The sequence below is a fragment of the Geothrix sp. 21YS21S-2 genome (assembly GCF_030846775.1).
Classification (GTDB): Bacteria; Acidobacteriota; Holophagae; order Holophagales; family Holophagaceae; genus Mesoterricola.
Genome location: NZ_CP132910.1, coordinates 512,325 through 533,440, shown reverse-complemented (window position 1 = coordinate 533,440; position 21,116 = coordinate 512,325). Strand labels below are relative to the sequence as shown.

The window sequence follows — 21,116 nt, the reverse complement described above, 5'->3', positions numbered from 1 at the left end:
TGGCACGCGCCATGCATCTGGAACCGCATGGCTGCGAGGTGCAGCGCTGTCTTCTGAAAGCGGACCTAACCATGGACCAGGATTTTCAATTCGCGTCCCACCCCATCCAGAGCGAGGAAGCGCCTTGGCCCGCGTCCACCACGCTGATCCCAAAACGTGTTCGCACCGGTGCCATGGGCAGGCCCGCGAAGCCGCCTCTCTTTCTCGCCGAGGGGGGTCGACACCCGGTGGTGCCTTTGGCGGTGCGCGACCGGGAAGAGGGTCTCCTGGTGGCCGCCAGGGCGGGGGACGCGGATGCCTTCGCGGCGCTTGTTGGACCTTGCACAGGCATGCTGCGCCAGGTGGCCTTGGGCATCCTCCGCAACGAGGAGGATGCCCAGGATGCCTTCCAGGAAGCGCTGCTGCGCATCTACCTGGATCTGCACCGCTTCAACGGCACTTGCAAATTCAGCACCTGGGCCTACCGAATCTGCGTCAACCGGGCTCTGATGGTGCTCCGCTCCAGGAAGCGCCGGCGCGAGGAGGCCATGGAGGTCCTCCTACCCTGCCATGACCGCTATGGCTCGAGGCAGATGGGGGCGCCGGAGGAAACCCTCCAGGAGGCCCCGGTAGCCTTCGCCCGGCTGGAACAGCTCCATGTCCGGACGGAGGTCCAGAAGGGTCTTCGGAAGCTCACCCCCAAGCAGTTGGAGGTCTTTCTGCTCAAGGACATGAGAGGTTGGAAAGCCAGGGAGCTGGCCGTCCATATCGGCGTGTCCCTGGACGTCGTCCGACAGCGCCTGCACCGTGCCCGGTTGGGCATGCGGGAGCACCTCGGCACCTACGGAACTCACGCCTTCCTTCCCCTGGGGATGGCCCAGGCAGTGAGTTGCGTTGACGAAAGATCGTAGAGGTCCGCCATGACTTTTCGTAATCCTCCACCGCACCGCTGGCCCTCCCCCCCCACGCAATCCCGCCACAGCCAATGTACGCGTGGGTTTCTTCCTTGTTTAGGAGTTGGCACGCGAAATGCGATCAAGGCGGTATCGAGGCACACCGCATCGATTCAACTCATGAAGGAAGAATCCCATGAACCGACTCAACCAACTTGATCCAGCCAAGGCCTCGGGCGATACCAAGATGATGTTCGCGGACGTGCAGGCGAAGCTGGGCTCCGTCCCCAACATGTTCCGGATCTTCGGCAATTCGCCTTCCGCCCTCAAAGGCTATCTGGCTTTCAGCGGCGCCCTTGTCGCAGGCGTGCTCAACGCCAGGGTCCGCGAACAGATCGCCCTGGCCGTGGCCGAAATCAACGACTGCGACTACTGCCTCAGTGCCCACACGCTTCTGGGCAGGATGTCCGGTCTCACCGGGACCGAAATCGACAACGCGCGGCGGGTCCAGTCGGCCGACGAGCGCAGCACCAGTATTTTGCAGTTGGCCCGGACCATCGTGGTGAAGCGCGGTGAACTGAACGACGAGGACCTGGCTGCGGCCCGCGCCGCCGGCCTCACCGATTCGGAGATCGTGGAGACGGTTGCGAACGTCGCGCTCAATATCCTCACCAACTACCTCAACAGGGTCGCGAAGACTGTCCTGGACTTCCCCCCGGTCAAGGCCGGTGTGTTCACCGAAGGTTCCAACTAGTCCGGACCCGGGCCTCCCAACGAAACCTGGATTCCAGGTCTGCATTCCCGGATTCCAGGTCAACTTTCCACGCAAGGAATGTGGCACTTTGATCTAGGGCTTGACCCTTCGAAACGGCATGGCCAATTCATCATATGGCCATGGAATTGGAAGGCCCGTCCCCTTCCGGGGGGGCCTGGGTGGGCTGCGCTCCAGTGCCTCTGTTTCTATGATTTTTTTCACCCTGGGCCGCTGGCCCATTCGCGGTACTTCCGCATGGAGATTTTATGACCAATCAACTGATACACCTCAGCGGCCTCTTCGCCGCCACGGTCCTCCTGACCGGCGCGGCCCCCACTCTGGGGGCAGCCCAGGTGGCCAAGTCCTCGGCTTCCATTGAAGCCCACGACATGTCCGGTTCCTGTGGTGCCAAGGAGTCCAAGGAGGACAAGAAGGGCGACGAGAAGAAGGACGCCGGCGAAGTGAAGAAGGGCGGCAAGGAGGGCGCCTGCGGTGCGGGTTCCTGCGGCAGCAAGGACACCAAGCCCAAGAAGCCCAAGAAGGCCGAGAAGAAGCCTGAAGCCACCAAGTAGACCCGGTTGGGGGTGGGCCCTCGGCCCCCCCCCGCCCCGCCGCCCATGGAGGCGCATCATGACCACCCCCGCACAAGCAGCCTCCTATGGCGGCCATGCCTATTTTTCCGTCCAACTCCATCTTCTCCACGCGTGCAATCTCTCCTGCGCGCACTGCTATGACGCGAACCACAGCGGTGGCGAGATGCCTGCACTGCCGGAAATCAAGCGGCGCCTGGACGCGATCTTCGCGTTCGGGGCCAGCGAGGGGTTCCTCCCCGATATCCATCTCTCTGGGGGAGAACCCACCCTCCGGAAAGATCTGGTGGAGATCGTGGAGTACATCATCGGGACGAAGGGCGGGGACGCCCTTCTCTTCACCAACGGCACACGCATGAACCGCGCCTTGGCCCGGGATCTCTACCTGGTGGGCCTGAGGTTCATCCAGGTGAGCCTGGAGGGCCCGAAGCCGCACACCGACGGCATCCGGGGTCAGGGCGTCTTCGACACCGCGATGGCGACCTTGAGGATGTTGAAGGGCATGGGCTTCCGCCTGACGGTGAGCACCACCGTGACGGCCTCCAACTATCCGTATCTCCAACGTTTCGTGGAGGAGCTGGACGACCTGGGGCTCCATTTCCACCTGCGGGAAGTCTTCCCGGTGGGCGCGGGTTCCGCACTCCTCCAGATCACCCGGGAGCAACGCAGGGAGTTCCACCGCTGGGCCATCGCCCATGAGGGGGCGTCCACCGTGGGCGTCGAGGACCCCGTCCACTGTTCCGCGGACGCAGGCTTCGCGAAAAACCGGGCGGGCTGTGTCGCCGGGCGCAACCACTTCTCCGTGGATGTGGACGGGTCCATCTATCCCTGCAGGCCCCTCGCCCATCGGGTCGGTCACGTGAACTACCTGCGGGCCGCCTGGTATTCGCCGGACATGGTCCGGATCCGGAAGCGAGCCTTCGGAGGGCAGTGCGGGCACTGCGAACTGACCCAGAACTGCGGAGGTTGCCGGGTTCATGCCCTGCTGGCCGGGGACCTGTTCGGAGAGGACCCCCGCTGTTTCGCCGCCGAGACCGGAATGCTCAGGCCGCAGGAGGTGGGCACATGCTGAACCGTGGCTTCACCGGGGTCGGCCTCGGCCTCCGGGGCCCCCACATCCAGGAGGTCCTGGATGGGCCGGAACACTCCGTGCCCTTCTGGGAGATCGCGCCGGAGAATGTGCTCGGGGACGGTGGTGCCGGACACCGGCGGACGATGGCGATCCTCGCCCGGGATCCGGTCCTCACTCACGGCCTGACCCTCAGCGTCGGCGGGCATGACCCTTTCGACCCTCAGTATCTTCGGGCCCTTGGGGAGCTCATCACGTTCACCGGTGCCCCCTGGCATTCGGAACACCTGTGCTTCACAACGGTGGGAGGGGCGAACAGCCATGAACTCCTGCCCATTCCCTTCACGCGCGCCGCGGCCCGCAACACCATCCAGCGGGTCCGGCAGCTCCAGGACAGCCTCCCGGTGCCGCTTGCGCTCGAGAACATCACCTACTACGCCGAGCTTGGCGCCGCCGAGATGGAGGAAGCGGACTTCCTCGCCGACGTGCTGGAAGGGGCTGACTGCGGGTGGCTCCTGGACGTGAACAATGTCTATGTGAACAGCCTCAACTGGGGCTTCGACCCGGTGCGCTGGCTGGAACGGACCCCCCTCCACCGCGTGGTGCAGATGCATGTAGCCGGTCATGCGCGGACCGGCGCCGTGGTGCTGGACACCCACGCCTCCACCGTGGCCGCCCCCGTTGTTGAGCTGATGCAGTGGGTCCTCCGCAGAATCCAGCGGCCTGTGCCGGTCCTCCTGGAGCGGGACCACCTGATCCCCGAGTTCAACGCCCTCCTCCTGGAACGGGAAAAGCTGCAAGAGGCCTATGGATGCGCCCTCGCTCCGGTGGAGGTGGCCCATGCGTGAGCTGCTGCTCCAGAGAGCCCTGGGGGATCTGATCTTCGAAGCGGGGGCCGGCGCCTCCTTTCAGCGGGACCCGGCCGCCTTCGGCGGCGCCCGGGACCTGGACGCGGATGACTCCGCGGCCCTGTTCCGCTTCCAGGACCGCCTCCTGATCTATCGTGATCTCGCCCGGGCAAGCCTGGGTGACCCTCTGTCCAACATCTTCCCCATCAGCCAGGCCCTTCTGGGGGACGACTGGGCGGCCTGTGAAGAGGCCTTCCTGGACACCAGGCGGGTGCGGAGCCCCCACTACCGGGACATCGCACCCACCTTCCTGGCCTGGCTCAGTGAATCGGAGTGGGGCCGGGACAAATGGCCGTTTCTCCTTTCGCTCGCCCACTATGAATTCATGGAAGTCATGGTCACCCGGTGGCCTGCAGAGGGCCCCGGGGATCAGCCGGTGCTTCCACCCTCTCTGGAAGGCAGGATCTCCCTCACGGAGGGCGCGCACCTGCTGACCTACCCCTGCGCCGTCCACCGGGCGACCGAAGAGGCTCCTGAGCCCGTCGGGGCGACCACCTGCCTCCTGATCTTCAGAGACCCCGAGGGCGACTTCCAGGTGCGTGAGCTCACCCCAGCCACGTCCGCCCTCCTGGCCAGGGCGCAAGAGCACGCGATCGGTTCCACGCTAGCGGACCTGGGCATCCAGGACGAACCGGCGGCCCTGGCCCTCCTGGAGGGCCTCGCCGAGGCCGGCGCCATCCTCTGCACGTCCGGCGCCGGGGCTCCCGGTTCGTCCCGGACCGACTCAGCTCTCTCCCCAACCTCCAAAGCCCAGGACCCGACATGAAGGCTGCATTCCTATCCCTGATGCTCATCCTCCCCGTATCCGCCCAGGACGTGAGGTGGGAGAAGACCCTGATGGCGGCCAAAGCCCGTGCCAAGGCTGAACACAAGATGATCCTCCTCGATCTCTGGGCCGAATGGTGCGGCCCCTGCCAGGCGATGAAGAAGAATGTCTTCCCCACGCCCGAGGCCCAGGCGGTCCTGAAAGGGGTCGTGGCCCTGGACGAACTGGTGGAGCTGCGCGACCGCACCCCCGTGGCCGAGGGCACCGACCTCGCCCGCACCTTCAAGCTCCGGGCCTTTCCCAGCCTGTTCCTCCTGGATGCCGAGGGCAACCTCGTGCGCAGCCATGTCGGGTACGTGAACCCCGAAGAGTTGGCCCGTTTCGTCCATGGTTCCTGATTCCCCCCGTTGCAAGCCTCCTGAAAGGGCAACAATGTTCCTTCGAACCCTGCTTTCAGCGGGACTCCTGTTCACCACGGCCGCCTTCGCCGGTGAACAGCAGTTCACGCCCGACACCACCCACACCCTCCTCGGCTTCACGGCTTCCACGCTCCTTTTCGATGTTCCAGGGGTGTTCGATCGCTACCAGGTGAAGATCAAGGGCGACCCCGAAGCTCCGTCCACCGTGGAGATCCGCCTCGAGCTCGAGGCCAGGTCCATCGACACCGCCAACAAGTCCCGGGACAACCATCTGCGGTCCGCGGATTTCCTCGAGGTCGCGACCTACCCAAAGATCGTCTTCACGTCCTCCAAGGCCTGGCGCCAGGGCGGGCAACTCATCGTCCAAGGCCTGCTGGACCTGCATGGGAGGCAACGCCCCCTGCAGATCACCTTCGACGAGGCGAAGGGCCTGAACGGAGCCGGCACACCGACCTGGGCGTACAAGGCCAGCCTATCGATCAACCGTCAGGAGTTCGGGATCGGTGCCGATAGCGTGGCCGCCAAGATCAGCCTGAAGGACGACGTGAAACTCAACCTCCTCCTGGTCGGCTTCTTCGCAGAAGCCCAACCGGAACCGGACCGCAAGGCGCCCGTGAAGGCGCGGGCCGCCAGGACCAAAGGCAGCACGGCTCGTTGAGACCTGACCGCGCGCAACGCCTGCCCCCGCAGGGCCCCCTTCTTGGAGTTCGATGCAACCACCCACGCGCAAAACAGCGCCCCGCCCCAGTGCTTCCCTTACCCAGCAAGAAAACCCCTCATTCGAAAGAGAACGCAATGTACCTGACCAAGCTCTTCCCCATCAAGATGGGCCTTCCCGGCTTCTTCCACCCCAACCTCTCTCTGCTGAACCGCCTCGTGGCTGTCTCCGCCGTCCTCGCCCTGGCGCCTGCCGCCGTCGCGAGCGAGCTGACCGTGACCGTGACCAACCTGACCCGCGCGACCTGGTTCACGCCCCTCCTGGTGACCGCGCACCCGGCCTCCTTCGCGGCGTTCACCGAAGGCGCGGCGGCCAGTGTCGAGATCCAGAGCATCGCCGAAGCCGGTGACACCACGCCGATGCAGGCCCTCCTCCCCGCCGGCGTCGCCAAGGTCTTCAATCCCAACAACGGCCCCCTGAAGCCCGGCAGCAGCACCACGACCGCGTCCTTCGTGGGCGGTTCGGGCACGGCCAACTCCCAGTTGACGATCCTCGGGATGCTGGTTCCCACCAATGATGGCTTCGTCGCCCTCAACGCCATCGACATCCCCACCGCCCCCGGCACCTACACGTATTTCGCCAACGCCTACGATGCCGGCACGGAAGCCAACGATGAGAAGAAGGCCGCCGCGGGCGGCATCAACCAGCCGGGAATGATCTTCCCCGCCTTCCTCAACGATACGACCGGCAACCTTTCCAGCACCATCAACCCTGCCGCCACCGGTTTCGCCAATGCCACCAAGGAAGGGTTCGTCCACATCCACCCGGGCATCATCGGCAGCGCCCCCGGCGGCCCCAGCGCCCTCGACAACACCGTCTACCGGTGGCTGAACCCGGTGGCGCACATCGTGCTGACCGTGAAGTAGAGGGGCTGACATGAGAATCCCTTTGAGCCTTCCCGCCGGGATCACCGTCCTGGCCCTTGGCGCCCTGTTGCTGGCCTGCAGTGGTTCCACCTCCCACAATCCCAACGCCACTTTCGAGATCACTCTGGTCAATTTGACCGCCGGTCAGCCCCTGTCCCCGATGGTCGCCATCGCCCACAACGATGGGTTCTCGGTCTTCACCATCGGTGAACCGGCGAGCATCGCCCTGGAGCACTTGGCCGAAGGCGGTGAATCAGCCCCCCTGGCCGCCCTCGCCAACGACTCGAAGTCCGTGTTCGCCACGGCGGTCGGCGTTGGCGGCCCACTGCTTCCCGTCGCCGGGAACAAGTCGACCGTGACCCTGACCGTCCCGGCGTCTGAGGTCGCCACCCTCAAGCTTTCCCTGGCCGCCATGTTGGGCAACACCAATGACGGGTTCACGGGGCTGAACGCACAGTCCCTGGCCGGGATCGCCGTAGGTGCAACGGTGACGACCCACCTGCTTGGCTACGATGCCGGCACCGAAGCCCATACCGAAAGCGCGGACACCGTTCCCGGCCCTGCCACGGCCAACTCGGGCGGGCGGCGCGAAGCCTTCAACGCCACCCGGGACGATGTGATCAACTCCGTGCACCTGCACCCTGGCATCGTCAGCAAGGATGACGGGCTGACGACTTCGGCCCTCACCCTTGCCAATCGCTGGGACAACCCGGTGGCGGTTCTGAGTATCAAACGGACGCTCTGATTTCCTTCGGAGCTGCAACGGGCCCGGACTCGCCTCCGATACGACGCACCATGGTGCCAGTCACGGCAGCCCTTCTCTGCGCCAAGATCGTCCCTAGCGAAGGCCCTTGATGCGGTTCACCACCGCCTCAAGGGCCTTCGCCAGGCGCCTGGCCGTTGGGGGGTCGATGATCTGCCCATCCTGGTTCATTCGTGTCCGGATCCGGTCCACACGAAAGGAAGCGCCCTTCACCACGTCCACGTTCAAGGCGCGCAGAACCCACAGTAGGCCCTGGTGCGCCTTGGCGCCGCCGCCAGCGAGGGGAGAGGCGACCATGAAGGCTATGGGCATCCGGTCAAGGGCATTCATGGACACGGTCCAGTCCAAGAGGTTCTTCAGGACTCCTGGCATCCCGAAAGCATATTCAGGTGAGCAGAGTAAGAGGCCATCCGCCTCCAAGAGGCGCCTCCTCAACTCCACTACAGGTTCGGGAGCATGGTAATCGGTTGGGTCCAGATCCAGACCAGGGTCGAAGGGCGGTAGCCCGGCCAGCCCCTCATAGAAGGCGATGTCCACCCCCTCCGGGGCCATCCGGGCCCAGGCCCTCAGCAGAGCAGAGTTCGAGGACTCCGCTCGCAAACTGCCAGAAAGGGCCAGCAGGCGGATCCCCTACCCTGTTCTCTTGGTCATTGCATCCTCATGCGGCAAGCTGTTCACCCACGTTGCTGCTGGAGCCACGCCCGGGGTGAACGGCCTGTGAGCTCCCGAAAGGTCCTCGAGAGCGCCGTTGAGCTCCCGTAGCCTACGTCGAAGGCGGCCACTTTCAAAGGCGTACCATGGGACAAGAGTTCCTGGGCCAACGAAACACGGAACCTCGCCAGGTGCTCGCCCGGCGTCATTCCGAGGGTCTGCTTGAAGGCCTGAGCGAAGGCGCTCCTCGACATTCCGGCGGAAGCGGCCATTTCGTCCAGGGACCATGGCTTGCCCGGTTCCAAATGGATGGCCCTCAAAGCGTTCCGCAATTGTGGATGCACCAGGCCGGACAGGAGCCCTGGCTGAGTGTGGCCTTCGGCCAGCGCCTGCCTGACAAAATGGATGAGGACGACCTCGCAGAGTCTATCTACCATCCCCTGCCTCCCGTCCTGGGTCCCGAAGGCCTCCTCGAAAAGGAGGTCGCCCAGAGCTTGGACCTTGTCCATGCCCATGTGCATCACTTCTGGGAGCGCCTGTGCGAACGGACAACCGACACCGGTTCCGAAGGTGATGGTCGCACAGACAAGGTCCAGGCCCTCAGCGTCTGCAGGAATCAAATGATGCGGCAAGCTCCGCGGGTAGAAAAGGATGCCCGGACCATTGAGCTGGAACGACCGCCTTCCCTGGTTGTACCGGACCTCGCCCCGCCCTCTTCGCATCAGGTGGAGATACCCCTGGCCCTCGGGCTTTTCGAAGCTGGCGATGGCGCACTGGTTACCAACGAAGAACGTGCGGGCGCGAACCCGGAAGTGCTCGAACAGAGGTTGAATCGCATCAGATGACATCGGGGACTCCTGGTCAGCAATGACGGACTCCCGGTCATCTCCTGGCGAGTCCATTGTGGCACTTTTGTAGGCCGTTAATTTTCACTTCCAAGGAGTAACGCGTGGCCAGTGACCAACCCCTTCAACCTACTTCGGTGCCGCCTGCCGACACTTCCGGCCTTGCTGCGTTTCTGGCCTGGAGTGGGCTCCTCCTGGTGGATTTCTGGGCTCCCTGGTGCAGCCCCTGCAAGGCCTTGACCCCCGTCCTCCATGAGCTTGGCAAGAACTTTGAGGGCCGGGTCAGGATCGTTAATGTGAACGCGGACGAATGTCCGGAAATGGCGGCCCACTTCCAGGTCCTGTCCCTTCCGACCCTGATTCTGTTCCGGGACGGTTCCGTGCTGGACAGGATCGTGGGAACGCGGTCCCGCAGAGAACTGGAACTGCTGCTCCTAAAGTACCTGCCCTGATGGCCGCCCGCCGCGCCTGCCTGGGCCATGGCCTTCGTGCCTGGTCCCAGAGAAGACGAAACGAGGACACCAAGGAAATCCTGCAGGTGAAATTGCTCCAGGCCCAGAAATTGGAAGTGGTCGGGCGATTGGCTGGCGGCATAGCCCACGACTTTAACAACATGCTCTGCATCATCCTCGGCTGCGCCGATCTGGCGCTGGGCCTGGCCGAACCTGGCGGCCAGATCCATGCCTCCCTCCATGAAATCCTCACCGCGGCGCGGCATTCGTCCAACCTTACCGGACAGCTCCTGGCCTTCGCCAGGAAACAGGAAGTCGTTCCACGGCTGCTTGACCTGAATACAACCGTTGAAGGCATGCTGTCCATTCTCAAAAGGTTGATCGGGGAGGAAATACGTCTGGAGTGGCAACCCCTGCCCTCGGTATGGCCGGTACGCATGGACCCGGCCCAAGTCGAGCAGGTTCTGGCCAATCTATGCGTCAATGCCAGGGACGCGATCGTAGGTCCTGGAACCATCCGTGTGGAGACGCGGAATGTGACCTTCGGTACAGACCCGTGCGCGCCCCAGACGAGCACAGGGCCAGGGGACTATGTGGTCCTGGCCGTCTGCGACAATGGCGCCGGCATAGACCCTAGCGTGATCAAGCAGATCTTCGAGCCGTTCTTCACCACCAAAGCGGCTGGGAAGGGCACCGGACTCGGACTGGCCAACATCCATGGCATCCTCAAGCAGAATGGCGGCTTCATCGAGGTCGATAGCGCACCGGGGGCCGGGAGCCAGTTCACGGCCTATTTCCCGCGGGCCATGCGGGGGCCCGAGTACTCTTGGCTGCCAAAAGCCGACCAGGTCGCCCGGGGCCGTGGAGAGCTGCTGCTCGTGGTCGATGACAACGAAAGCCTGCGGTCCGCGACCTGCGAGGCGTTGCGCTCCCTTGGCTACACAGTCCTGGAAGCGGATTCTCCAGGGGAGGCCCTGAAACACGCCAAGATAAGCCTGAACGAAATTGCCCTGCTCATCACCGATATGATCATGCCGATCATGAACGGCCAGGAGTTGGCGAAACAACTTAGGAGCGCCAAACCGGGCTTGGGGTGTCTATTCGTCTCGGGTTGCCCGGAGCCCCTTGCATACGGGCAAGGTCTCTTTCCGGAGAAGGCCGGGTTCCTTCAGAAACCCTATTCCTTCCGGGACCTCTCGAGTAGGGTCAGGGGATTGCTCGATGCCGAATAGGCCTTTCCACCCAAGCTGCCCTGTCCTCCCAAACCGGTGACCCATGCCTGAGCAAGCGATCCCTGTCACTTATGGCGACCCTCCGGGGGGCCCAGGAACCTTATGGTCCGCCCGTTCCCGGTTCCCATTCCATGAAACGCTCCAGGGCCTCAAGGAAGCCATTGCTGCTGAAGACCTGCTGTTGATCCACGAAATCGACCCTCAGGTCATCATGGCGCGAGGTGGATTCGTCACTTGGCCGATCCGTCAGCTCCTGTTTTTCCACCCACGCTTCATGGTCCGCCTTCTGGAAGGGGATCCGAGCGCCCTGGTGGAGGTTCCCCTGAAAGTGGTGATCCTCGAAATGCCCGATGGGAGGGTGTTCGTGCGTCGTCCGGATACCCAAAATGCTTTCCGGCGCTATTTGAATCTACGCCAACTTGGCGCTGAATTGGACGGCATCTGCCAACGCCTAGTGGGCACGGTAGCCATCCCGGAGCCATGGCACAACGACTGTTGAACACCTGGGCACCCCGATCCACCAGGAGCCGGCATTCTACTTGGCCACCGTCAACCAGGAGGGCTGGCCCTATATCCAATATCGCGGTGGCCCCACAGTCTTCCTGAAAGTATTGAGCCCGACAGAACTTGCCTTCGCAGATTACGGAGTCAACCGGCAACTCCTCACCACGGGAAACCTCCAGGGGGACGGTTTAAGGGTCGCCCCCAGTGGCTCCTTGGCCTTGTTCATCCACAGCACTCGGTAGAGCAACTCGGTAGCAACCCGGTTGTAGAGCCGGATGGCGCCTTCCTCTTCGATGTTCGCGTGGACCTTGGCTAGGCCAATCGTCGGCGTGTACTTCGTGGATGACGATAAAACTGGCGGGTTCGATGGCGCCCAGTAGCCCTTCCATGCCGGCAAAAACCTGGCGAGGGAATTCGGCCTTCTCGTCCTTATTGTTCGGACCCTCCGTAACGAGGGCCTCAAGGTGGAACGAGTGGACGGTGGCCTGACCCAGGGCGGCACCGCCGATGAGCCACTGCCCGGACTCAGTGAACCTGACTGCCACGGCGGTGAGTTAACGCTTCTTCAGAATCTAATTCAACGCACCACAATGGGTTTGAAATTGTGCGGGGGAGCGCCAGGGAGGCTGCATCCTGAACGGCTACGAATTGCCGTTGTCATTCATTTTGAACTCTCGTAGCCTTGGCCAATGACAGTGGACCTTGCCGGGCGAGAGATGGAGTCTGCGCGTATCGACGTGCTGCGCAGGTACCAGATCATGGATACACCACCAGACGGAGCCTTCGACCACGTCACGGCCGTTGCGGCGGAACTGCTCCGGGTGCCCATCGCAATCGTTAGCCTGGTGGATACCGACCGCATCTGGTTCAAGTCGCACCATGGCCTGGAGGCCAGTGGCGTGGAGCGGGAACCGGGTCTTTGCGCTTCCGCCATCCTTTCGGAAGACATCTACGAAGTGCGCGACGCCAAACTGGACGCGCGCTCCTTGGCCAATCCCCTGGTCGCGGGCGCCTTCGGCCTGCGCTTCTACGCAGCGGCCCCTCTGCGTACCCACGATGGCTTCAACCTGGGCACCCTCTGCGTGATCGACCGTGAACCACGCGAGTTGACCGGGCCGGATGCCAGGAACCTGGAAATGCTAGCTGCACTCGTCATGGATCTCATGGAACTCAGGTTGGCGGCCCGCAAGATCGCTGAACTGGAAGAGGGGCAGCGGGAGATCAGTGAAAAGCTTCGGCAGGCCGTGGCTGCGGCCTCCGAGCAGGAGCAACAGTTCCGGGACCTATTTGATGAGGCTCCCGTTCCTTACGTTTTTGAAGGCCTTGATACCCGCTTCATCCACATCAACCGGGCCGCCATGAGAATCCTGGGGGTGAAACCAGAAGAGGTCACCAGCATCAACGGGGCCACCCTGCTCGCCGACACCCCGGAAAACAAGGCATCTTGGGCGGCTGCCAAGGATGCCATTGACCGGGGCATCGAAACCAAGGATGTCATCCTCGAACTCCACCGCAAGGACAACGGCCAGTCCGTCTGGGTGAAGTGGTGGTCCAAGCCGGTGCCTGGCCTCGAGGCCACCCGCACCGTCATCCAGGACATAACCGAGCAGGTGCTCCTTGAGCGTGAGCAGGCCAGGCTCCAGGCGCAGAACGAGTATCTTCTCGAAGAACTCCGTGACGCCAACGACTTCGGGGACATCATCGGGGAAAGCCCTGGACTGCGCAAGGTCATGCAGCAGATGCACCTCGTGGCCCCCACAGACGCGGCGGTGCTGATCACGGGCGAAAGCGGGACGGGCAAGGAGCTGGTGGCGCGGGCGATCCACGACAACAGCCTGCGCAAGCTCCGCCCGCTGATCAAAGTCAATTGCAGCGCCGTTCCGGAGTCCCTTTTCGAGAGCGAATTCTTCGGGCACATGCGGGGGGCTTTCACGGGCGCGGTCCGCGACAAGCCGGGGCGGTTTGAGCTTGCGGACGGAGGGACCCTCTTCCTGGACGAGATCGGCGAGATCCCCCTCGCCATGCAGGCGAAGCTCCTGCGGGTCCTGCAGGAGCACGAACTGGAGCGCATCGGGGATACCCGGACCCGCAAAGTGGACGTCCGGATCATCGCCGCGACCAACAGGGACCTCATCAAGGAGGTGGAAGCTGGCCGTTTCCGGCAGGATCTGTACTACCGCCTCGTGGTGTTCCCCTTGGCGATCCCACCCCTGAGGGAACGGTGCGAGGACATCAGCAAGCTCGCGACCCACTTCGTTCGGGCGACCGCCAAGAAGATGAACCGCAAAGTGCCCCCCCTGACTTTGGCCGATGCCGAACGGCTCACGGCCTACGAGTGGCCCGGCAACATCCGGGAGCTCCAGAATGCCGTGGAACGGGCCGTGATCCTGGCAGGGGATGGGCCGCTATCCTTTGACCTGCCCCGGAACCGGTATTCCGAAGCGCAGCCCTCGGCCCAGGCACCATCCCCGCTTCTGCTCACGCGTGAAGCGCAGAAGAACCAGGAACGGGAGAGCATCATCGCTGCGCTGAAGCAGGCCGGGGGCAAGGTCTTCGGGACGGGCGGAGCTGCGGAGATCCTCGCCATGAAACCCACCACCCTCGCCTCGCGGATCAAGGCGCTGGGCATCGAGAAGTCCTGACGGGGCGAGGCGCCTCCCGGCAGAAGCCACCTGGCCCCTGCCGGGACTCATGTTCACTTGGAACAAGGGAGAAGGCCGCTGTTCACTTCAAGCAGGACCCATGGTCTGGAGGCTGGGTGGCGGTTCAAAGGATGGATGGAATGCGGTTCCGTATGGCTTCAACCCTTCCGGATTTCGAGTTCCATCCCGCAAAGAGCGCATTTCCCTGGTTTGCGGAATTCCTTGGGGTGCTCCTTCATGGGACAGGTATAGATAACCGCCACACCATGGTCCTTTCGCGACAGCGGGTTCTGGGCTGACATCGACGCCGGCAACTTCGTGCCCGGCTGCCAAGAGTATTCCTCAAGCATGGCCACCTTCCTTGCGGCCTCAGTGCCCAGCAGTTTTTCGATTACATGCAACGCGCCGTCGATTCCGGCGGAAAGTCCTCCCGTCGTGATGATCTTGCCGTTATCCGTGTAGCGCTGGTTGCCGATAACCTTGATGCTTGGGAATTGGCTGGCGAGGCGGGGCAGGTTCCCTCTCGTCGTCGTCGCTTGGAGGCCGTCCAGCATTCCTGTATGGGCGAGAATGAAGGATCCGTTGCAGACCGACATCGTGTTTTGCGTGTGGGCGGTGGCATCCTTGATGTATTGGATGGTGGGTCCATCCACGCTGGCCTCGCCGACACCACCCCCGGGGATCACGAGCACATCAGGCTGGGGCGCGTCGCTGAAGGTGTATTTCGGAACCACGGTGAGCCCCATGGAACTGGTCACGGAACCCTTGGCTCCTGCGACGGTATAGACCTCGAACCCGGCGGCGCCAAACATTTCATAGGGTCCCGTGAAATCGATGATTTCGACGCCGTTGAAGACGAGAATGGCGACCCTCTTGCGATGAGGATGGGCAGCCTCGGAACCGGCCTCGACCAAGGGCATGCCGCAGGTCGGGCATTGTCCAGGGTGGTCGTAGACTTTCGTATCGCAGGGAGCATCGCACGGAGAACAGACATAACCATGGGCGACTTCCTCTACTTTGGCCTTCTGCCGGAGTGGGGTGGTCGCCTCGACCAAGGCCATGTGGCAGGCCGGGCAGACCCCCGGTTCCGCGTAGACCTTCGTGTCACAGTCCTGAGCACAAGGTGGACACACAAAGTGCTTCTCTGATGGAGGTACCGGAGCGGCCCCGATACTGGCCCCGGATGTCCAAAGCAGGACAAAGCAAAGCAGGGCGCCAAGGCGCGCATGGAAGTTCATTCGACCCTCCTGGGTGTCGGTTCGCGCGGCCCCTGAGCTTGGTCGCGGTTGGTTAGGAACGGTTGAAGCGCTTGCGGTATTGGTTAGGTGGAATGCCCACGGCGTGCAGGAAGGATCGGCGCATGGACTCGGGAGTCCCGAGGCCACTCTTCAGACACACGACTTCCAGTGGATCGGTGGTTTCTTCGAGCAGTCGGCGGGCCGTCTCGATCCGCGCCGAGGTCACGAACCGCGCAGGGGTGATGCCGATCTCCTGGGTGAAGAGGCGGGCGAAATTTCGTGGGCTCATGGCCGTCCGGCGCGCAAGCTGCTCGATCGAGAGGTCCTCAGTTGGATGGTCTAGAATGTAGGTCTGGAGTGCCCGCAGGGGCGCGTGCTCAGCAAGCTGGACCGAGAGTTGGGCACTGAACTGGGCCTGACCGCCTGGCCGCTTCAGGAACATGACCAGTTCGCGGGCAGTTGCCAGTGCTACCTCGCGCCCGAAATCCTCCTCGACCATCGCAAGGGCGAGATCCATGCCGGCGGTGACGCCACCAGAGGTGTAGATGGCGCCATCCTGGACGAAGATCGGGTCCGATTCGACCCTGATGTCAGGGAAAGCCCGGGTGAAATCCGAGCAATGGTGCCAGTGCGTTGTCGCCCTCCGCCCTTTGAGAAGGCCGGCCTCCGCCAGAAGGAAGGCACCTGTGCAAATCGAGGCCATGCGACGCACATGTTTGGCTTGCTGCTGTATCCACCGAAGCATGGGTGTGTATGTACGACACGGCTCCACACCCACCCCTCCGGCGATCAGCAAGGTGTCGATTCCCCGCCTGACCTCGGCCATGCCGTGACCGGCGAAGATCTGCAACCCGGATGAGGTCAGCAGTGGCCCTCGCTCCAGCCCGATGATTTCAACCTCATACACCAGGTCGGCGGATTTTCCCTGGTCACGAAGCCACCGGGAAGCCCTGGAAAATACCTCAAGCGGCCCCATGACATCGAGCACCTGTACATTTGGGAAGGCAAGCATGGCGATCCGCCTGGGGCCCTTGACCACGGGGCGATCCGGGGAAGGCTTTCGGGGCGAGGAAGCGTTCGTCATGTCAAGAAGCATGTCAGTGCTTCCTCCTGGCTCCAATGACAATCAACCAACAGATCCTGCCAAATTGAAGCAATAGCCCTCCTCCTTGGCATCCTCCGGGAAGCCGGACTGCCTCCAGCGCAGGTCCTGGCGGGAATGAACGCTATCGCCGCCGCGGTGCGCGGCGTGGTGGGCATGGAGGTCGCCGGAGGCGGACATAGCATTCCCTGTCCAGTTCAACAGCTCACGCCACGGCATCATGCAGGCCAATCGGAAACACTACGGGTCGAGACGTTACTCGGATTTTACGGGTCCCTGCTCTAATGAACCAGTCCAGGCGGACGGGAGGCTCCATGCACCTCACCCAAATAATGGATAAGGATGTCCTCATCCTAGCCCCGGGCCAGAAGTTGACGGCCGCCGAAGGCAAGGAGGACCTTTCGGAGGCTGTCCATGCAGCCCTTGGTTTAGGGGTGCGAAAGATCGTCCTTGACTGCTCTTCGGTTGAATTCATTGACAGCCTGGGTGTGGGCCAGATCGTGGCGAGTTTTGTTTCGACCAGAAACCTTGGCGGGCGGTTGATCCTCTGTGGAATCGGATCGCGGATCGCGCTTGTATTGCGCATGGCCAACCTGCACCTGGTGCTGGACATGAGGGAGACCGGACCGGAAGACATCATCTGGTAATTCATGTGGTATCCCCTGCCCTCTACCCACGTACAAAATTGCGTTGATCGGCCAAAGCACAGCCTCTTTCGGAGACATGAGGCCAAGGCTGGTGAGCTTTAGCCGCCGAATAAGAAGAAGGACCGCCTATGCACAACCGAATATTCCAGGACCAAAATTCCATGATGCGCCCCCCTCACGCATGAGCAGGCGCCAAGCGGAAGTCCGTCCCGCATCCCGGGAAGCGCGTGCAATGGAGAAGCGTTTACGCGATAGCAGGAAGGCGGAAGCCGAGTATGAATCAACGTTGGACCCAAGGCAGCGGGCCAACTCGATTCTCACGGTCGAGAACGAATGGGGCGACCGGCTGCAGGTGGAGATCTGACCGCAACCCGGGGCCAACTGCCATTTGAGCAAACGGACTCTGCCCACGAAAAGGGAAGGCGCCTTGCGAAGCCCCGCAGGTTGGTGGCCGTGCCATTCCCCGGGAACAGGTGACGGAACGGGAAATTGTGAGTGACATTGTCGGCAGGACCCATCCCTTCCGGTTCCATGCGGGCTGAGGGAAAGGCCCGCGAACGATAAATTTGCAAACGAAATCCACTCGGAGGAGCGGGAATATCCTAGCCTGGCCGTGCGTTGACAGCGCCCGTGGGTTGCCTACACATCTCACCCAGAGGCAACCATGATGATCAATCCATCCCCATCCCCCAGACGAACGTCTGCCTACCGCACGGTTCGGCGGTTCGGGTGCACCCTGCTGACAAGCGTCTTGATCCTTGGCTGCTGCCAGGAGGCCCTGGGGGCGGAGGTCACCGGACCGGTGCCCATTCCGGGCCAGGACCTCCCACACCTAGCCTTCAAGGACTTCTTCGAGGTGGACGCATCGGCGATCAAGCCTTCCGGCCGGCTTCTGGCGCTTTCCGGCAAGCGCGTGAGGCTGGTTGGGTTCATGGCGAAAATGGAGGTGGCGCCCAAGGGCGCGTTCTACCTCACGCCCCGGCCCGTTTCCTGCGACGAGGAGGGCGGAGGGACCGCGGACCTGCCCCCGGAGGCGGTTTACGTGGTGGTCCGTTCCTCCCCCGGCCAGGAGGTCCCCTACACGCCCTCTGCGCTCGAAGTGACCGGTCGCCTGCAGGTCGGTTATCGCGTGGAGGAGGACGAGCGGGTGACTCATATCCGACTGCTTCTGGATCGACCTGAAGACCTGCTCGGCATGTCGCCGAAGCATGCACGTCCACCTCATCCCACGGAGGCCCATCCATGAATCCGAATCTGCAGATCCGCAGGGCAGGCGCCCTGCTTGTCCTGCTCTCCGCACTGGGGGCCGCGCAAGCGATGGCGGCTCCCACCGGCGCCGCCCTGTTGCCCCCGGACGGCGCCAGGTTCCTGGTCAACCAGCGCTTCGACATCCGAATCGAAGGGCAAGGCTCAGGCCCCTTCTCGGCGCGCCTCTGGGTCGATGGGCATCGGGCCACCTTAACGTCGGGAGCCCAGGGAACCGTCACCACCGACGGAATCTCATCCCCCGGGTGGGCCGGGTTCAACCTCCGCGGCGCCCACCTGGAGCACAAGGGCCAGCACACGCTGACCGCTGAACTCACCGATGGCTCGGGCACCACCACCGTCACTTCGCACATTCAGATCATCGATCCCTTCTTCCAGGGCATGGGGGGAAGACACCGCACCCGGAACATCGTGATCATGCTGGGCGACGGCATGGGCATCGCCCACCGGACCGCAGCCAGGATCGTCCGGTACGGCGTGACGGCCGGAAACCCCAACGGCAGGCTGGAGATGGACCAGTTTCCAGGGACAGGCCTGGTGAGCACCCATTCCCTGAACAGCATCATCACCGATTCAGCGCCGGGCATGGCCTGCTACAGCACCGGGAACCACTTCATCAACAGCCAGGAGGGTGTCTATCCGGCGCATGTGACCAACTCGTTCTTCGCGCCGCGCGTTGAATACATGGCCGAGTATCTGCATCGCGTGAAGGGCACGGCCCTGGGCCTGGTCACCACAGCCGACGTGGAGGACGCCACCCCCGCCGCCAACGCCGTCCATACCGCCAACCGCAACAACGGCACCGGCGTCGTGGACCAGTACCTGGATGAACGCAAGAGCACCGGGTTGCGTGTCCTGCTCGGGGGCGGCCGCAGGTGGTTCCTTCCTTCCACGACCCTCTACTCAAGCCGCACCGCCGGAACCGGCTATCCGGCCCTTCCCGCCGATGTGCTGGCGGGTTGGGATCTGCCCGCCACTCCCGCGGGCCAGGGCAGTGCCAACCGGGACCTCATCGCGGATTTCAAGAGCGCGGGGTTCGCCTACGTCGACAACAGCACGGACCTGAAGGCGGCCGCGGCCGGCCATGCACCGGACAAGCTGCTCGGCCTGTTCGGCTACGGGAACATGAACGTGGCCCTGGACAAGGTCGCCAAACGCCGGGGGATCCTGCCTCCGGGCGCCTCCACGTTCGCCGTGGACGACTACAAGGCCCCCGACCAGCCCATGCTCGACGAGATGGCCGAGGCCGCTTTTCACGTGCTTTCCCGCAACCACGAAGGTTTCGTTCTGATGATCGAAGGCGCCCACATCGACAAGCAGTCCCACCTGATGGATGCCGACCGCGCCATCGGGGAAACCCTGGAATTCGACCGGGCCGTGGGCGTCGCGCGCAAGTGGGCGGACCGGCTCGGCGACACCACCGTGCTGGTCCTCGCGGACCACGAATGCTCGGGGTTCAGCCTGATCGGCGCGCTTTCCCTGAACGGCGGGATAGCGGCCCTGAAGAACCTCCCCTCCGACAGCGCCTCCCTGGATCCCGGCGTGGTCCCGGCGCGCCAGAACGCCGTGGGAACCTACGATTTCGCCGGCTTCCCCAGCTACCAGATCCTGAATGACGGCTACCCCGCGACCATGGACATCGACAACAAGATGCTGATCGGTTTCGGCGCCAACAGTGACCGCTACGAGAGCTGGCTCTCCAAGCCCACGCCCGTCATCGACAGCCTCCTGCCCGGCCAGTTCAAGGGCGCCGGCGGGCTCCTCGGCGCCAAAGGCTACGCGACCATCCCTGAGCTGCGGGATATCGACCGGAACGGCTTCTTCGTCCGGGGCCAGTTGAACGGCGAAGGCCAGGCGGTACACACGGCGGCGGATATTCCGGTTTCCGCCTACAGCACCGGAAACCGGGCCTGGGCTCGCTTCGTGGGCGTGCAGAAGAACACCGATGTGTTCTTCAAGCTGATGAAGGCCGCCCTTGGTGGCGATCACCCGGCCGACAACGACCCGGATGACGACGACTAGCGAGTGCCGGTTCGTCAGACCGGAGAAGGGCAGCGCCGGCCGGAGGCCGGTGCTGCACTCATTTCACGCGGGGGGGGTAGGGATGTAACTCCGGGGTTACGTCCGACCGGTACGTTGGGAGCAGGACTGCCCCCCTGGAGCCGCCATGAGCCCATTCTCCACCCGTCATCTGCTGGCGCCCCTCGCAGCTCTGGTCTGCCTAGTACCCGCGCGTGCCCAGGTCGAGCCCTTCCCGGCCACAGGCACGGAGGCGGCCCGGATCGACACCGCCATTGTTCTCTGGGCCCAGCGGACCCGCACGGCCGCAGCCGTGGCGAAGGCGAGGTCCGAGGTCATCCTGGGGCCCTCGGCCTTCTCGGAGGCGCTAGGCGAGCCGCTGGACGCCCGCACCCGGCCGCGCACGTCCGCCCTGTTTGACGAAGTCGCCAGGGAGCTCAAGGCGATCACCGACCCTTTGAAAAAACAATTGGCCCGGCCTCGACCCTATGATGCCGATCCCCAGGTTAGCCCGGCCATCGAGCGGGAAGCCAGTTTCTCCTACCCTAGCGGGCACGCCACACGTGGCCTCGCCTTTGCCATGATCCTTGCAGAACTGGCGCCTGGGCATCGGGAATCGATCCTGGAGGCAGGCCGGCAGGTGGGGGTGAACCGCGTGGTCGGCGGAGTGCATTACCCTTCCGACATCGAGGCCGGCCAGCGTCTGGGCGCCGAATGGGCGCGGGTATGGCTCTCCAAGCCCACTAATCAGGCGCGTCTGGCAGAACTCCGCGCAGCGGAATGGCCCCGCTGA

At 63.5% G+C, this 21,116-nt stretch carries 22 protein-coding genes and 1 pseudogene; 19 read left to right on the top strand and 4 right to left on the bottom strand.

Translation table 11 applies throughout. The annotated features are described in order from the left end of the window. Nucleotides 1–11 precede the first annotated feature (11 nt). The 10 genes from RAH40_RS02390 (at nucleotide 12) to RAH40_RS02345 (ending at nucleotide 7,707) form a co-directional block, all read left to right on the top strand. Entirely contained in the window at nucleotides 12–890 is an 879-nt protein-coding gene (locus RAH40_RS02390) for an RNA polymerase sigma factor (RefSeq protein ID WP_306600470.1), read from the top strand. Between the two features lie 178 nt (nucleotides 891–1,068). Beyond that, nucleotides 1,069–1,626 carry a carboxymuconolactone decarboxylase family protein gene (locus RAH40_RS02385; protein WP_306600469.1) on the top strand — a complete coding sequence of 186 codons (558 nt, stop codon included), beginning with the start codon at nucleotides 1,069–1,071 and terminating at the stop codon, nucleotides 1,624–1,626. Between the two features lie 266 nt (nucleotides 1,627–1,892). Next, entirely contained in the window at nucleotides 1,893–2,198 is a 306-nt protein-coding gene (locus RAH40_RS02380; protein WP_306600468.1) for a hypothetical protein, read from the top strand. Between the two features lie 58 nt (nucleotides 2,199–2,256). After that, the gene (locus tag RAH40_RS02375) at nucleotides 2,257–3,288 is read left to right on the top strand and encodes a radical SAM/SPASM domain-containing protein (protein WP_306600467.1); all 1,032 of its coding nucleotides are present in this window, start codon (nucleotides 2,257–2,259) and stop codon (nucleotides 3,286–3,288) included. Next, the gene (locus tag RAH40_RS02370) at nucleotides 3,282–4,133 is read left to right on the top strand and encodes a DUF692 domain-containing protein (RefSeq protein WP_306600466.1); all 852 of its coding nucleotides are present in this window, start codon (nucleotides 3,282–3,284) and stop codon (nucleotides 4,131–4,133) included. Before RAH40_RS02375 ends, RAH40_RS02370 begins: the two co-directional genes overlap by 7 nt. Continuing rightward, entirely contained in the window at nucleotides 4,126–4,959 is an 834-nt protein-coding gene (locus RAH40_RS02365) for a putative DNA-binding domain-containing protein (protein WP_306600464.1), read from the top strand. The genes RAH40_RS02370 and RAH40_RS02365 overlap by 8 nt, the downstream gene beginning before the upstream one ends. Next, nucleotides 4,956–5,357 (top strand): thioredoxin family protein, encoded by a 402-nt coding sequence (locus RAH40_RS02360; RefSeq protein WP_306600463.1) that lies wholly within the window; start codon nucleotides 4,956–4,958, stop codon nucleotides 5,355–5,357. Before RAH40_RS02365 ends, RAH40_RS02360 begins: the two co-directional genes overlap by 4 nt. A gap of 34 nt (nucleotides 5,358–5,391) precedes the next feature. After that, nucleotides 5,392–6,036 (top strand): YceI family protein, encoded by a 645-nt coding sequence (locus RAH40_RS02355; protein ID WP_306600462.1) that lies wholly within the window; start codon nucleotides 5,392–5,394, stop codon nucleotides 6,034–6,036. Nucleotides 6,037–6,173: 137 nt separating this feature from the next. Continuing rightward, nucleotides 6,174–6,962, top strand: coding sequence for a spondin domain-containing protein (locus tag RAH40_RS02350; RefSeq protein WP_306600461.1), 789 nt, complete (start codon nucleotides 6,174–6,176; stop codon nucleotides 6,960–6,962). A gap of 22 nt (nucleotides 6,963–6,984) precedes the next feature. Beyond that, nucleotides 6,985–7,707, top strand: coding sequence for a spondin domain-containing protein (locus RAH40_RS02345; RefSeq protein ID WP_306600460.1), 723 nt, complete (start codon nucleotides 6,985–6,987; stop codon nucleotides 7,705–7,707). Between the two features lie 93 nt (nucleotides 7,708–7,800). On the opposite strand, the gene RAH40_RS02340 is transcribed toward RAH40_RS02345, so the two are convergent. Both RAH40_RS02340 and RAH40_RS02335 read right to left on the bottom strand, forming a co-directional pair. Next, nucleotides 7,801–8,343: an NADPH-dependent FMN reductase gene (locus tag RAH40_RS02340; protein ID WP_306602275.1), complete on the bottom strand. Its 543-nt coding sequence runs from the start codon at nucleotides 8,341–8,343 to the stop codon at nucleotides 7,801–7,803. 56 nt (nucleotides 8,344–8,399) lie between these two features. Continuing rightward, complete coding sequence (locus RAH40_RS02335) at nucleotides 8,400–9,224, bottom strand: AraC family transcriptional regulator (RefSeq protein ID WP_306600459.1); 825 nt, start codon at nucleotides 9,222–9,224, stop codon at nucleotides 8,400–8,402. A 101-nt stretch (nucleotides 9,225–9,325) separates the two neighbouring features. Between RAH40_RS02335 and RAH40_RS02330 the strand changes: the two genes are divergently transcribed. The 5 genes and pseudogenes from RAH40_RS02330 to RAH40_RS02315 all read left to right on the top strand — a co-directional run bounded on the left by RAH40_RS02330 (nucleotide 9,326) and on the right by RAH40_RS02315 (nucleotide 14,051). Beyond that, nucleotides 9,326–9,673: a co-chaperone YbbN gene (locus tag RAH40_RS02330; RefSeq protein ID WP_306600458.1), complete on the top strand. Its 348-nt coding sequence runs from the start codon at nucleotides 9,326–9,328 to the stop codon at nucleotides 9,671–9,673. Next, complete coding sequence (locus tag RAH40_RS02325; protein ID WP_306600457.1) at nucleotides 9,673–10,905, top strand: ATP-binding protein; 1,233 nt, start codon at nucleotides 9,673–9,675, stop codon at nucleotides 10,903–10,905. Before RAH40_RS02330 ends, RAH40_RS02325 begins: the two co-directional genes overlap by 1 nt. A 43-nt stretch (nucleotides 10,906–10,948) precedes the next feature. Continuing rightward, nucleotides 10,949–11,404, top strand: coding sequence for a DUF302 domain-containing protein (locus tag RAH40_RS02320; RefSeq protein WP_306600456.1), 456 nt, complete (start codon nucleotides 10,949–10,951; stop codon nucleotides 11,402–11,404). Nucleotides 11,405–11,408: 4 nt separating this feature from the next. Then, nucleotides 11,409–11,591 (top strand): annotated as a pseudogene (locus RAH40_RS23010) (pyridoxamine 5'-phosphate oxidase family protein); the annotation flags it as partial. Nucleotides 11,592–12,098: 507 nt separating this feature from the next. Next, a complete protein-coding gene (locus tag RAH40_RS02315) occupies nucleotides 12,099–14,051 on the top strand; it encodes a sigma 54-interacting transcriptional regulator (protein WP_306600455.1) in 1,953 nt (650 codons plus the stop codon). A 158-nt stretch (nucleotides 14,052–14,209) separates the two neighbouring features. Here the strand turns inward: RAH40_RS02315 and RAH40_RS02310 are convergent, their stop codons facing one another. Both RAH40_RS02310 and RAH40_RS02305 read right to left on the bottom strand, forming a co-directional pair. Then, entirely contained in the window at nucleotides 14,210–15,289 is a 1,080-nt protein-coding gene (locus tag RAH40_RS02310) for a DJ-1/PfpI family protein (RefSeq protein WP_306600454.1), read from the bottom strand. A 52-nt stretch (nucleotides 15,290–15,341) separates the two neighbouring features. After that, nucleotides 15,342–16,385 carry a GlxA family transcriptional regulator gene (locus RAH40_RS02305; RefSeq protein WP_306600453.1) on the bottom strand — a complete coding sequence of 348 codons (1,044 nt, stop codon included), beginning with the start codon at nucleotides 16,383–16,385 and terminating at the stop codon, nucleotides 15,342–15,344. A 320-nt stretch (nucleotides 16,386–16,705) separates the two neighbouring features. On the opposite strand from RAH40_RS02305, the gene RAH40_RS02300 reads away from it, so the two are divergent. The 4 genes from RAH40_RS02300 (at nucleotide 16,706) to RAH40_RS02285 (ending at nucleotide 21,116) form a co-directional block, all read left to right on the top strand. Beyond that, entirely contained in the window at nucleotides 16,706–17,038 is a 333-nt protein-coding gene (locus tag RAH40_RS02300) for an STAS domain-containing protein (RefSeq protein WP_306600452.1), read from the top strand. A 664-nt stretch (nucleotides 17,039–17,702) separates the two neighbouring features. Further along, nucleotides 17,703–18,284 carry a hypothetical protein gene (locus RAH40_RS02295; RefSeq protein WP_306600451.1) on the top strand — a complete coding sequence of 194 codons (582 nt, stop codon included), beginning with the start codon at nucleotides 17,703–17,705 and terminating at the stop codon, nucleotides 18,282–18,284. After that, nucleotides 18,281–20,326: an alkaline phosphatase gene (locus RAH40_RS02290; protein WP_306600450.1), complete on the top strand. Its 2,046-nt coding sequence runs from the start codon at nucleotides 18,281–18,283 to the stop codon at nucleotides 20,324–20,326. The genes RAH40_RS02295 and RAH40_RS02290 overlap by 4 nt, the downstream gene beginning before the upstream one ends. Before the next feature lie 145 nt (nucleotides 20,327–20,471). Then, complete coding sequence (locus RAH40_RS02285) at nucleotides 20,472–21,116, top strand: phosphatase PAP2 family protein (protein WP_306600449.1); 645 nt, start codon at nucleotides 20,472–20,474, stop codon at nucleotides 21,114–21,116.